This window comes from Buttiauxella warmboldiae, from assembly GCF_003818135.1.
Classification (GTDB): Bacteria; Pseudomonadota; Gammaproteobacteria; order Enterobacterales; family Enterobacteriaceae; genus Buttiauxella; species Buttiauxella warmboldiae.
The window spans coordinates 1-13,314 of the sequence record NZ_RPOH01000018.1 but is presented as its reverse complement, the minus strand read 5'-3'; the positions used below and the strand labels follow the sequence as shown (position 1 = coordinate 13,314).

The 13,314-nt window shown below is 50.6% G+C and carries 11 protein-coding genes; 2 read left to right on the top strand and 9 right to left on the bottom strand.

All coding sequences use genetic code 11. The features are described from left to right. Positions 1–472 precede the first annotated feature (472 nt). The 9 genes from nrfG to EHN07_RS05500 form a co-directional block, all read right to left on the bottom strand. Positions 473–1,204 carry a heme lyase NrfEFG subunit NrfG gene (gene nrfG, locus EHN07_RS05540; RefSeq protein ID WP_124023188.1) on the bottom strand — a complete coding sequence of 244 codons (732 nt, stop codon included), beginning with the start codon at positions 1,202–1,204 and terminating at the stop codon, positions 473–475. Further along, positions 1,201–1,608: a heme lyase NrfEFG subunit NrfF gene (nrfF, locus tag EHN07_RS05535; RefSeq protein WP_124023187.1), complete on the bottom strand. Its 408-nt coding sequence runs from the start codon at positions 1,606–1,608 to the stop codon at positions 1,201–1,203. Before nrfF ends, nrfG begins: the two co-directional genes overlap by 4 nt. Beyond that, the gene (locus EHN07_RS20615) at positions 1,601–3,478 is read right to left on the bottom strand and encodes a heme lyase CcmF/NrfE family subunit (RefSeq protein ID WP_244202358.1); all 1,878 of its coding nucleotides are present in this window, start codon (positions 3,476–3,478) and stop codon (positions 1,601–1,603) included. The genes nrfF and EHN07_RS20615 overlap by 8 nt, the downstream gene beginning before the upstream one ends. A 19-nt stretch (positions 3,479–3,497) precedes the next feature. Next, positions 3,498–4,454 (bottom strand): cytochrome c nitrite reductase subunit NrfD, encoded by a 957-nt coding sequence (gene nrfD, locus EHN07_RS05525; RefSeq protein ID WP_124023185.1) that lies wholly within the window; start codon positions 4,452–4,454, stop codon positions 3,498–3,500. Next, positions 4,451–5,122, bottom strand: a complete 672-nt coding sequence (nrfC, locus tag EHN07_RS05520) for a cytochrome c nitrite reductase Fe-S protein (RefSeq protein ID WP_124023184.1) — start codon at positions 5,120–5,122, stop codon at positions 4,451–4,453. The genes nrfD and nrfC overlap by 4 nt, the downstream gene beginning before the upstream one ends. Further along, positions 5,119–5,685, bottom strand: a complete 567-nt coding sequence (gene nrfB, locus EHN07_RS05515) for a cytochrome c nitrite reductase pentaheme subunit (protein WP_124023183.1) — start codon at positions 5,683–5,685, stop codon at positions 5,119–5,121. Before nrfB ends, nrfC begins: the two co-directional genes overlap by 4 nt. 44 nt (positions 5,686–5,729) lie before the next feature. Continuing rightward, on the bottom strand, positions 5,730–7,166 hold the full coding sequence (gene nrfA / locus EHN07_RS05510) for an ammonia-forming nitrite reductase cytochrome c552 subunit (RefSeq protein ID WP_124023182.1): 1,437 nt from the start codon (positions 7,164–7,166) through the stop codon (positions 5,730–5,732). 678 nt (positions 7,167–7,844) lie between these two features. Then, positions 7,845–9,959, bottom strand: a complete 2,115-nt coding sequence (locus tag EHN07_RS05505) for a glycoside hydrolase family 36 protein (RefSeq protein WP_124023181.1) — start codon at positions 9,957–9,959, stop codon at positions 7,845–7,847. A gap of 17 nt (positions 9,960–9,976) precedes the next feature. Next, positions 9,977–11,215, bottom strand: a complete 1,239-nt coding sequence (locus EHN07_RS05500) for an oligosaccharide MFS transporter (RefSeq protein ID WP_124023210.1) — start codon at positions 11,213–11,215, stop codon at positions 9,977–9,979. Between the two features lie 244 nt (positions 11,216–11,459). On the opposite strand from EHN07_RS05500, the gene EHN07_RS05495 reads away from it, so the two are divergent. Further along, complete coding sequence (locus EHN07_RS05495; protein WP_124023180.1) at positions 11,460–12,437, top strand: ROK family protein; 978 nt, start codon at positions 11,460–11,462, stop codon at positions 12,435–12,437. Between the two features lie 11 nt (positions 12,438–12,448). Beyond that, positions 12,449–13,314, top strand: an 866-nt coding sequence (locus EHN07_RS05490; RefSeq protein ID WP_148085464.1) for a LacI family DNA-binding transcriptional regulator, incomplete at its 3' end; no start/stop codon positions are given.

Sequence of the window (13,314 nt, the reverse complement as noted above, 5' to 3'; positions counted from 1 at the left end):
GCTATCGGCATCACCTACCTGATTAGATTCGGCAGCCTGAAAATCATACTATCTTATATATACAATCGGCTCCAGCACCAAACATGTGCATTTATCACTATCCGTTACTGTATTTTCGATTTTTTTCAGACGCATCAGGACCCGACGGAAGCGATTCATTCAGTGGAGTGCTCTCCTGATAGCCCATCGATAGCCCATCGATGAGTTTTGAAATCCGTGTTTTTACTGATGCCTGACACCTCTTTTCCTGACCGGATAAAGGAGCATAGCGACGGTTTTTCAGCGATGCCGCCAACCATTCAGCCTCATAGCAGTTGACCATGCGAAGGCAGAGTTTTCTGCCCAGCCAGCCTGAAGCGTCTGCGCCCACTTTATGTCGTGAATATTTGCTCCGGCTAACAACATATCCACAAAAGCTGGAAACCAGCATTGATCTGGTTGAGATAAGATATTGCCTCCAGCCCACGACAAACTACTTCTGTTGATGCTGCAAAAGTTTCGCCATGTTAATCGCCTCAATGAGTTGCGCACGGTTCACACGTTGCGTATTTAAATCGAGCAATTTTTGCCATAAAGAGGCTGCCTGTATGTAATCCGCCTGCGTAAATGCCTCAGATGCGAGCAACATTAGCGCTGTGACTTCGTTTTCATCCAGTGCCAGCGCCTTGTTAAGCAGGCTGCGGGTTTCCAGGGTCATTGATTGACCCGCCTGGTAATACAACACGGTAGCCAGCGCCGAATACAACTCAGCATTTTCGCCCCGCAGGCTCAGCGCCAGATGATAGGCCTCAAGGGCTTTATCGTAAGCATTCTGGTAGAGGTAATATTCACCAAGTGAAGCCCACAGCACGCTATCATTTGGGTTAGCGCGAATTTTTTCTTGTAGAACAACTAATTGTTTTTGCTGCGTATTTTCATCATAAAAAGCCGCTAAAGGATCGGCAACGCGCTGCTGCTCATGGCGCAAAGCCTGCCATTTCGGGGTCAGCAGATAGACGCCTGCACAGGCAATAATCATCAACAGACCAGCCATCAGCAGCAGCTTCACGGGAAGTGGCTGCAAGGGTTTATCTGGCGTCACAGGAGCGGCCAGATCGTATTGCAGCTCGCGCCGCAGCTGATCGGCTTCATTTGCCGCCAGCCTCTGTTTTGCCTGATCCTCAGCGTGGCGCAATAACCCTGCATTTATCAGACGCAGGCTCATTCACCAGCCTCCCCGCTACGCTGGCGCGCAATGACTCGCCATAAGAGGATGCCAGAAAGCAATAACAGCACACACGGCAGCGCCCATAACAGCAGCGTTTGCCAGCGAAGCGGTGGATCATAGCGCACAAAATCACCGTAACGCTGCGTCATCCAGGCAACGATCTGTTGTTCATTTTTGCCTTCGGCCACCATGGTATAAACCTGGTGGCGCATGCTGACGGCAACAGGCGCATTCGACTCCAGTAAGTTTTGGTTCTGGCATTGCGGGCAACGCAACCGGCTGGCAATAAACAGAGATTTCTCCTGCTCCTGAGGGCTGGAAAAGTGCCATACATCGACCACTTGTGCATAAGCTGATGCCACGAGAAGTAAAAAACTGGCGAGGATGATGCCGCTACGCATGACGTTTTCTCCCCCGCCAGCCGCTCAGTAATGCACCCACCATCATCAGACCCGCCCCAGCCCATATCCAGCGTACGCCAGCCTGGACATAAAGACGGACGGCATACTGTTCTGCTCCGGTTTTTTCCCCCAATACCGCATACCAGTCGTGCAGCAAGTTCCAGCGAATACCGGGCTCCATCATCTGCTGGCGGCGTGCGGAGTAGAAACGCCGCTCCGGCATAAGGCTGCCAAATCTCTTTCCTTTCTGCCAAAGCGTAATATGCGCCTTCTCGGTGGTGTAATTCTCTACCGCGGCAAGCTCGACCCCTTCAAAACGGAATTCATAACCCGCCAGAGCAACCTGCTGGCCCGGGCTGAGATTAAGGCTGATTTCCTGCCGGCTGGAACCTGAGACAATAATCCCCGCCGCAACAATCAGTACGCCAGTATGCGCCAGCAAAGCCGGAAGCTGACGGCGCAATGCGCAGACTGGCTGCAACCAGAGCCGCAACATGGCCGCAGCCACCAGCCCACAAGCCAGTGCAGATAGAGCGCCAGTAGGCCAGCACAAGGCAATCACCAGTAGCCCAATAGCGCAAGGCCACGCCCAGCGATGCCGCGTATCTCGTGGCGTGTTTTTCCAGAACCCCCCCGCCGAGAACCCGATAACTACCAGCATCAATAAGCCAAACGGCAGCGTAGCCAGATTAAAATAGGGGGCTCCAACCGAAAGCCTTCCCCACCCTAACAGGCCGTAAATCATGGGGTAAAGTGTGCCAATGAGCACAATCAACAGTAGCGCGCCAAAAAGCATCAGCGTCGCCAGAAGAAACATTTCACGCGACCAGCAGCCAAAACGAGCGGCGGCAGGCTTTTCCGCTACCCGCCAGCCATACAGGCTTAGTGAGGCCAGGCTCACTATTGCAAAAAGTACCAACAGCGGAACAGCACGCACGTTATCAAGCGCAAAAGCATGCACCGAAATCACAATGCCGGTGCGTACAATCAGGGTACCCAGCAGAGATAAAATAAGCGTCAGGATAGCCAGCAGTAATGACCAGCGGTGAAAGATCCCGCGCTGGCGGGAGGCATACAGACTATGAAGCAAGGCGCTGGCGGCAAGCCACGGCAATAACGAGGCATTTTCCACCGGGTCCCAGAACCACCAGCCCCCCCACCCCAGCTCACAGTATGCCCACCAGGAACCGAGAATAATTCCCAGCGTCAGAGCACACCATCCGGGCAATGCCCAGCGCCAGCAGACCCACGCGCTGGCTGCGCTGAAACCGCGCTCTGACAGTGATGCTAACGCCACACCCGCGGCTATCATCAGGCCACCATAGCCCAGATAGAGCAGCGGCGGATGCAAAATAAGCCCTAAATGTTGCAGCATCGGGTTGAGATCGCGACCTTCAATGGCGGGAGGGAAAATACGGACAAAAGGATCGGACCACACCACCACAAACAGCAGCAGTAACGCCGTGATTATCAATAATACACAGAGCGTTAGCGGGTACAGGAGATCGGGCTCGTTAAGGTATTGCCATGCAAATAGCGAACTCCAGCCGGAAAGGAACAGCACCCACAGTAATAACGACCCCTCATGTCCTCCCCATACCGCTGCCAGTTTAAGCCCCCAGGGCAACTGTCGGTGGCTGTGCTGCGCAACGTAAATCACGGAGAAATCATCGGTGAGAAAACTCACAGTCAGAATCACAAAGGCCAGCAGCAGCAATACAAACTGCAGCCCTGTGCCATATGAAGCCAGGCGCATGATCCCCTGCCAACGCTGTTGTACGCCGGCCAGCGTAGCAGCCGGGGCCAGAATGCTGACCCCGAGGCTCAGTAACAGCGCCAGAAATCCGGCTTCAGGAAGAAGTAGGTTCAGAGATCACCTTAAATCCGGCCTAGGCAACGGTTAGCTGCCCGGCATAAAGAATAAAAAAGCGCAGCAGCAATACGCCAGCCAAACTGGCAGCGCAAACCACCAGCACACCATGAAACGCCGAGCGGCGATGCGCCCAGGGTTTTAGCAACATCGGCAGGATCAGGCCAAGACCCACCACGCCCAGCCAGAAGCACCATGTCCAGAACCCTCCTCCCAGCGCTGCAACTAACGCCCGCATTTTTCCGTCGTCACCCAATGCCAGCCCGGCAAAGAACGCCACCAGCAGGAATATCTCCAGCCATATCACCGGGGTTTCTATGCGATGAATAAAGTGCGTCTCAATAGTTTGGGAGTGATTGCGATAACGTAGCGCCTGCGCCATCAGCGCCACCGCCGCACCAGAGGAAACGCCGGAGAATAGAAAGAGCACGGGCAGGACCGGGTTATTCAGGAATGGGTAGGATTTCAGCGCCGAGAGCAGGAAACCGGTGTAGGCCCCCAGCAGCACCGCCAGCACCAGCATCACTGTCTCAATCATCCGCTGGAACGGCGTTAACCACGCCAGTATTTTCGATACCAAGCCCAGGCGCGGCAGCCAGCGCTGTTGCAAAGCAATAAGCTCTTTTTCAAAGATTTTTGCCAGCCACAGGGCCAGCACGACCATATAGAGCTGGAACAGCATCACCCCCATCGACATGACCGAGGTGAAGCTGTAATGAATCATCAGCTTCCAGAACGTCCACGGGCGCGTCAGGTGCAATACCAGAATCAGCAGGCCGAGAATAATCGTCCCCGGCCCCAATACCAGCGTCGTGCGCAACAGCGTACTGTCCGCTCCTCCGGCTTCCGGGTGGTAACGGCGCAGCAATATTGCCAGCGTGACTAACCCGGCAGAGATACCAATCAAAAACAGGTAGATAGCAATGGGCCAGTCCCACACCAGCGATTCAAAATGGAATGCAGAAACGCGCGTCATTGGTGCACCTCCCCAAATTTAAAGGGAACGCGGTAGACCTTCGGTTTAGTGCCGAGTGCCAGCTTGTAGCGATAGGTGGTTTTCTGGCGCAGCATGCGCGAGATACTGCTGTCGGGATCGTCCAGATTGCCAAATGTCAGCGCCTTCGTCGGGCATGACTCGACACACGCGGGCTGTTTACCCGCTTTCAGGTTAGTTTTCCGGCAGAAATCACATTTATCTGCGGTCTTGCCGATCGGATGGATAAAGCGCACACGGTAAGGGCAGGCAGCGATACAGTACTGGCAACCCACGCACAGATCGGGGTTCACATCCACAATGCCATTCGCAGCATCCCGGTAAGATGCGCCGGTTGGGCAGACATCCACGCAGGGAGCATCATCGCAGTGCTGGCACGAGTGACGGAAGAAGTGATATTTCACATCGGGGAAGCTCCCCTGCGGCTCACTGCGGATAATCGTCAGACGCGATACGCCTTCCGGCACGTTATTCACTTCCCGACACGCATCCATACAGGCGTTACAGCCGATGCATAATGTCTCATCATGTATCATGCCATAGCGTACGCCGTTGATATTCAGCGTTTGTGCCAGCACCCCTCCGGCGGCTCCGCTAACCGCCACCAGTGCGCCAACGCGGGTAAGAAACTGGCGACGAGAACAACTCATGGCTGCTCCTTAAACAAAGGAACAGACGCCGGATTAAAGTGCGGATTAGTGCGCCGATCGCTATGGCAATCCACGCAAATTTTAATCCGCCCTTTATCATTTAACGTCTGCATTTTGTCCTGTTGGGGGTGCAGCGCATGGCAGCTGGCACATGCCACTTTGGCGACGTGTACATCATGAGGCCAGAATGCTTTTTGCAGTTTTTCAGGCAAATGGCAGGACATACACACGCTGTTTTGCTGCTCCACCGTGAACATGGGGTCGTTAAAGCGCATCACATCCTTCACTCCTTCACGATGTTTTAGCGCAGGCTGTCCATGGCAGTGGGTACAGGTAACCGGCAGCTTATTGTTTGGGTTGAGAGCGGAAGCATGCTTACCGTGCATGCCTTCCCTCTTCGGCTTGTGGCAGTCCAGACAAGCCGCATCCGGGCTGCGCTGCAAGGTCACTGTCCATTGCTTATCCAATTCCTGCGGCGCGGGGGTCGCGGTTATTCCGCACAGGCTCCAGAACAAACCTGATGCCAGCACCCCAGCAGTTAATAACGAACGTAATACGCTCATAATCACTCCGTTGCGTTATCCGCCTCCTGCGAGGCGGAAAGGGGTTATTGGCTTAACAGACCGTTGTGACGCGCCTGTTCATCCCACTGCGGCACCACTGTTTTCAGGAAATCCTGCTTCTCAGCGTTAATTTGCTGCATATCCAGGCCAATGGCCCGTTGCGCTTTCTCTTTCGTAGAGATATCCGGTAGCGGAATTTCGTCAGTGATGTCTTTGGTGGCCAGCAAACGGATAAGCCTGGTGCGGCTTTCTGCGGCTTTGTCCAGCGCGCTGCCTAACATACGCAGGCCTTCCTCCGGGGCGTGCATATGAATGCCGTGTGAGGCAATCGCCAGATCCCAGCGCCATTGCGCATGACGAATATTTTCCAGGACAGGCTGCATTTCAGCTTCTGTTGCCCCTGCATCCCACGCCGCTTTCGCTTCAAAGTGGGCATGCACCAGCTGATCCTCAACCTTGATTTTCAGGTCATGAATAGCCTGTTTGCGCTCGGCGACGACTTTTTGCAGGAAGGCTTTATCCTGGGTGTGGCAGCCTGCACAGGTCTGGGCAAAGTTGTCGAAAGGATTGCCAATCTTATGGCTGGTGTAGAGTTTGCCTGCGGCGTTTTGCACTTTCGGCATGTGGCAGTCGATGCAGGTCACGTTGTTCTTACCGTGGATCCCCGCACTCCAGGTTTCATACTCAGGGTGCTGTGCTTTAAGCATCGGCGTTTTAGACAGCGCGTTCGTCCAGTCAGAGAAGGCAATGGCATCATAGTATTTCTCCATGTTCTCGACCTTCATCCCTTCGTCCCACGGGAATTTAACGGCTTTGTTCTTGCCGTCAAAATAATACTCCACGTGGCATTGACCGCAGACCATCGCCTGCTGGTCAAAACGACTGGCCTTCTCGAATGGGTTACCGATGGTTTCCATCGCGCGTTGGGCATAAGGCCGGGACAGCGTCAGCGCGGGCTTCCCTTTGGCAAAATCGTCTGATGCCGTATTGTGACAATCGGCGCAGCCCAGGGTATTAACGATTAAAGGACCGCCGCGCGCCCATTTACCGTGAAAGTAAGCCTCTTCACCCTCTTTCTGAATCAGACGCGCCACATCCGGGCTTTTACAGCTCCAGCAAGCCATCGGCAGCGGCCCATCTTCTGCTGTTTTTGGCGCACCGGTACGCAGGGTTTCACGCACGTCGGTTAACGCCCATGCGTGCCCGCGTGGTTTATTGTAATCGCGGGAGAAAGGATAACCCGCCCATAAAATCACTAACCTTGGGTCATCCGCGAGCGCATCTTCACGGGCTGATTGTTCCGAGGTCGCTTGCCACGAAAGATACTGGTCAGGATGCTGAGGAGCAAAGGTTTCATTCCTTGCTTCAATGGCGGCGGCCTTTGCTGGTGAAGGCGTTTGTTGCGCGTAAACTGAAGAAATGAACAACAGAAGGAGCATCAGACCGAGGGAACGAGGAGCGCTTAATATTATCCTTGCCATAGAGATACCATCCAGATTACGCCATTGGGGGCAATGACGGTTCTTTTTATTGTTTTCCGTAACAGCAACCGCGCAAATACTGTCATGACATTGTTCGCCCCAATGTGTAGCAAAAAACCATATGCAAAATACTGTCTTTAATCAATTTCAGGCATCTGGAATACCTCTTTAGGGGTAAGATTATTTGGTGAGATTTTAATTTTTACGGGTGACTCACAGAATTGCGCAACATAGCCCGATGTTCACGGGGCAACTGACTATTCCCCGGCTACGTTAAAATATGAGATTAAGGTTGCTGACAAAGAAGGAAAAAGCGTAGTTTTTCCTTCTTTTTTATTGATGGCCTATGTTCGTTTTGCGAAACACGTGCGTTTGTCATCAGCCTGAGATTGCTTATATTTTCGAAGCAGAGCGTATATTCCGATACCAGTAATAAAGGTATGAAGATCGGCCCCGGATTTGGAAAATCAGGGAGATAAGTGAAACGCCATCCGATTATTATCGTCAGGAATGGCGCTATTTTAATTAACTTATACCCGTGGTTGTTGAAGATGCCCGCTATTGCGAATCAGAGGGATCATGCTGCTCATTATGAAAATTCTTCTCACTCCGGAACAACAAATCCCTCTGGCACCAGCCCAAATACCCACGCGCTGAACATCTCCAAAGATCGTATTTTTAGCCGAGCGTATTGATTTCAAATATCGCCGCAGATCGATTTGGCATAGCTATCACCATCTGCCCGCTCGCTCCGTCCCAGCTAGTATGATGCGCGATCGTGGTAGGGTAGCCTTGCTTAATGTCGACTTCTTTTCCCAGCAGATCGCTAATAGGTAGCGTACAAACCGCCTGTTCCCCTTCACGGTGCCACACCGCCAGAAGACGTTTACCGCAGGGAGCGACAAGTCCCAAAGCGACCCATTCATCCGAAAAGCGTGACAGTCCCAGAGGCCAGAAAGGCAATGCCTGTTTAATGTTATTACGTAACGTTTTATAGAAACCGATCGCTTCCTGAACCTGGCCAAAATTAGCCTCAGAAAGTTCCGCTAAATGACCACTCTGATGAATGCGCAATAGCATGGCCGATACCTGATTAAAGATCACTTCCTGTTCATCGCCATCGCGCATTGGATAAGACCAGATAGCCGCCTGCTCCGGCGTCACCGCGGTCGGGGCATTGGCGGCAATCGTGGCATATTTCAGATAATCTTCCTGATCGCTGGTCGACTGAATCGAACAACGACTCAGCATCGCATAATCCATACGCAATCCACCGCTGCCACAGTTCTCAATAATCAGCTGTGGATGACGAGTAAAGACCTCATCTAGCCAGCGCAAATAAGCGCGGTTATGTTTCAGTAATCCATCACCAACGCTATCTGCCCCCTGCTCAGTCCCTATTCCCGGCTCGATGTTGTAATCCATCTTGATGTAACCCACGCCATAAGTATTCACCAGGCGATCAATCACTTCATTAGCATGGGCAATAACAGCAGGACTGTTAAAATCCAGCTGATAGCGGCTGCGATCAAAGACCCTTTTCCCATGGCGCATGAAGAACCAGCTGTCATCGGTCTCAGCAAGTTTTGGCGACTTCACGCCCATAACCTCCAGCTCTAACCACAATCCCGGGATCATCCCTTTATTGCGAATATAGCTGATGACGTATTCAATCCCTTCCGGGAAACGCTCTGCCGAGGGCAACCATTGCCCAACGCCATTCCACCATTCGCCTTTGTCATACCAACCACAGTCAATGCAGAAGTATTCCGAACCCGCTGCGGCGGCGGCATCAATTAATGGCAGTAACTTTTCGGTTGTCGGGTCACCAAACAGGCAGTTCATATAGTCATTAAAGATAACCCCGAGCTTCTGGTTATCTTCATTAACCCGGCGAATACGGCGGCGGTATTGCGTCAACACGCCCATTGCATGCTCGAACCCCTGCGCGGTCACCCCAATAGCCACCGGAACAGAAGTAAAGGATTCACCCGGGTTTAATTGCTTAAACCAGTGGCTGTAAAATTCGTTCGGGCCACCTAACTGCAAATATAAATGGTCGGCCTGGTCACCAATTTCCCAATGCCACGAACCATTATTTTCAATTTGCCAGAATAACCCCGCACCAGTATGGCTATCATGTAAATAAGCCATCGGTAAATATTCTTTAGTTGACCATGCCCCGGTATTAGAAAAATGCAGTGGTTTCGAAGAACGCTGCAACCCTTTCTGGATACAAGGGGTAAACCCTAACTCATCAAAGCTATACTCCCGCCATTGCAGCTCTCTCGTCCAGCTATTGTGCGGAATTAATAATGAGAAGTTTTTTTCCCACTCTGCCGCACTGTCTTTTTCAATACCATTCAGGACAAAACTTGACAGATACTCCAGGGTCTGTGGCTCACTACCTTTATTAGTGATAACGGTCCAGCTGCGAATTATCGCCAGTTCGCTATAAAACTGATAATGCACTTCGAGGTTCACTTCGCTGCCGGTATCATTAAGCAGAAAGGTCAGCTTACGCCCCTGTTCATTGCGGATATCATTATAGGAATCAAACTGTAATGTATAACCTGGAGCCGTAGCGGTAAAACCGGCACCGTGGCGCTCCAGCGGCTTATCAAGCCCGGATAAATTGACCTCTACCAGATTAAATCGTGATTGTGCATCAGTATTATTGGTAATATTCTGTGCATTGAACGGTAATGTTGAAAAATGTAATAAACGGGCACGCTGTGCCAGGTCGAAAACCATAGTGATACCGTTTTCAACAATACTCAATAAGTCAGACATGAAAACCTCAATATAAATTAGTGCGCAGCAATAAGGGGTTGCACCCGGTTACGCGATAAAGTGAAGATTGAAATAACCGTAAAGGCCAGAGCAACTAAGCCAAGAATGGTGTATGACTCTTTAAAGCCCAGCACGTCATACATGCCACCAATAGTGGTACTCATAAATATCTGGCTAAACTGCTTAGCAAACTGGAAACCAATTAGGTAAACGGTGGCAGATAATTTCCAGTCGAAATTGGTAGAGATATATTTCAGGGTAGCAATAATAAGAATCGAACTTTCAAAACCATGTAACAATTTCATTGTAGAAATCAGCACTGGGCCGCTGGCCATTGCACTACCAATAATGCGGAAGGTCATAATAAATCCGCAATACAGTAAAGCATTTTTCGGACCAATACGATTAACAATGGCTGGGGCAAAAAACATTGTCATGGCATCAAGGAAGATCTGCGCGGTATATAAGTACCCAAAGACTTCTGCACCGCGTGCTTTGTTTTCAAAAAAGGTGCTGTAGTAAACCGCAAATTGCTGATCGTATGTTTCGTATACCGCACCGACACCGACCATATACAATACCAGGAACCAGAATCTTTTGGTGCATAACAGATCGAAGATATCGGTTTTATTGACTTTCGCACGTTCAGAACTGACATTACCGAGAAAGTTTCTACCGGGACGAAATACCAGCAAAATCAACGCCAGACAAATACCTGCGGCACTGGCCATCATAAAGATGTAATCAGGGTTGATGACAAACAATTTACCAGAAATAAACGTGCCTACCGCCGCGCCAATTCCACCCCACATACGCGCCCGGCCAAATTCAAAACCATCAAGGCGTGAGACTTTATCAATGTAAGCTTCACAGACCCCACAGCCGCAACCAAATGCGAGGCCAATAAAGACCCCGCCAGCTATCGCCCCCGCTACCGCACTAACTTTAAGCAGTGGCGCAAATACCCAAATCCACCATGGTGCGAAGGCAATCATCAGAATGACCAGCATCCACATCAAATGCTTACGGAAATGCAACTTGTCGGCAAGAATGCCGAAAACGGGCTGGAAGATAACGGCGATAGTTGCAATACAGGTATAGACCATTCCTACTTCAGCAGAGTTGATACCAATTCTTTCGGTGAGCCACAGAGATAAATAGGGAAAGCAAGCCCCCCAGCAGATAAAGAAAAACAGAAACCACAGGCTTGATAAAAGGTAGTTCTGTTTTTGTATCCCGTTTCCTGACGAAGACATAGACACCTCATTAGTTATTTTTAGTAAACAAACCTCACTCACCATAATGACTAACAATAGCCCTGCAAAGATTGCTGTTTATTAAAGCGTGACAAGCATCATATTCTCTATGTTTTAATGGCATGCAATGTGACTACAACCACAAAAAACCATCAAAAAGAGCAGCAACAGGCTCCAGTTAATGATCGCCACACCCTTAAAATGTTATTTTTAGTAATCAAACCGCTAACTGGCAGGTAACTTAATGAAAACTACAAATAGATTGGGTCTGGATATTGGTGGAACTAAAGTAGAAGCCGTATTGTTCGATGAGCAAGGAACAATCATCTGGCGCCAACGTTATGCGACCTGTAAATCAAGCTACCCGGCTTTCCTGCAAAGCATTCGTACCATTATTCAGGAAGCAGCAAGCCATGCTCCCGGTCCTGTGAGCATTGGTATCGGTTTGCCCGGCACGCCGGATCCGCAAACAAATCTGATTAAGAATTCAAATATTCAAGTAATTAATCAGCAGCCTTTTGCGGCTGATATCGCTGAATTGTTGGGAAAATTTGTTGCCGTCGCGAATGACGCTAACTGCTTTGCCCTTTCCGAAGCGATAGATGGGAATGGCGCTGGGCATCATGTAGTTTTTGGAGTGATTCTGGGAACTGGCTGTGGAGGTGGTGTCGTGGTTGGGCAGCACTTACTGACCGGGCCAAATGCCTGCTGTGGGGAATGGGGCCATAACCCACTTCCCCATTACAATCCGCAAAAAGATGGCATTATCTCCCCCTGTTATTGTGGCCAGCATAATTGTCTGGAAACCTTTATTTCAGGTAGCGGGCTTGAACGCCAGTACCATCAAAATTATAGTAAACAGGGTAAAGTCCCTGACATCATCTCGCTTGTCAGGGCCAATGATACGGCTGCGATACGGTGTTGGGATAACTATCTTGATCAAGTGGCCCGGGCTTTAGCTGGTGTGGTTAATCTGCTGGATCCGGATATCATCGTTATAGGGGGCGGGGTCTCAAATATTGCTGAGCTTTATCCCTCGCTACAGCAACGTATGGCAGAGTATATATTTGGTAAACGCTGTTGCACCCCGCTGATTGCAGCAAAATACGGTGACAGCAGTGGAGTACGAGGTGCTGCATGGCTCGGTCAGCGGCAAATGGCCCAGTCTTTTCAGCGCAACAAGGAAGATGCGAATGAGCACCACAGTACATCAGGACATTAAATGGGAGAGGCATGACTAAGCCAGTAAGAATTAGAGATATTGCGCAGGCGTGTGGGGTTTCCGTCGGCGCAGTTTCACGTGCGTTAAAAGGGCAGCCAGGCCTGAAAGAAGAGACTCGCCAGCGTATTGTGGCCATTGCTGAACAACAGGGATACGACTTTTCCCGGCTGCATAATGACAAGATAAAACGGGTTCTTTTCTTGTTGCATCGCCAGCATGATATTGCGCGTGCACTACCCTTTTACTCCTCATTACTGCTGGGAGTGGAAGATCACTGTCGCGCTAAAGGGATTGCGATGAGCTTTCTGGCAATTGGCCCGGAGGATGCCATAAATGACCAGGTGCTGCTGCATCATCCAGATGCTCTGATTTGCGCCGGTTACTTTGAGCCCCAGCTGATAGCCACGCTCGCGCAAATGAAATTACCGATGGTACTGGTTGATTTATGGTCACCCGGTTTGCCTTGTGTCAATCCGGATAATGTTCAGGGGGGATATTTAGCGACCCAACACCTGCTTAATCTTGGGCGAAAACGTATCGCCTTCCTGGCGAGTACACTTTCCCATTACAGTATCCGCCAGCGTGAAAAAGGCTATCGTCAGGCGCTGTATGAAGCACAAATTCTTATGCCGCCTGAATATGAGGTGATTGCGTCTCCTTTGGTTGATACCGAGCAGTCGCTGATTTATGCCATGAACGAACTACTCAATCTTCCAACGCCTCCTGATGCTATTTTCGCCTACAACGACGTTACCGCGATGATCGCCATTAATATGTGCGAACAGCGTGGGTTAAAAGTACCTGAAGATATTGCAATTGTGGGGTTTGATAATATTGAAACCGCTGCGTGGGGGCACCCTTCCCTCACAACTATAGC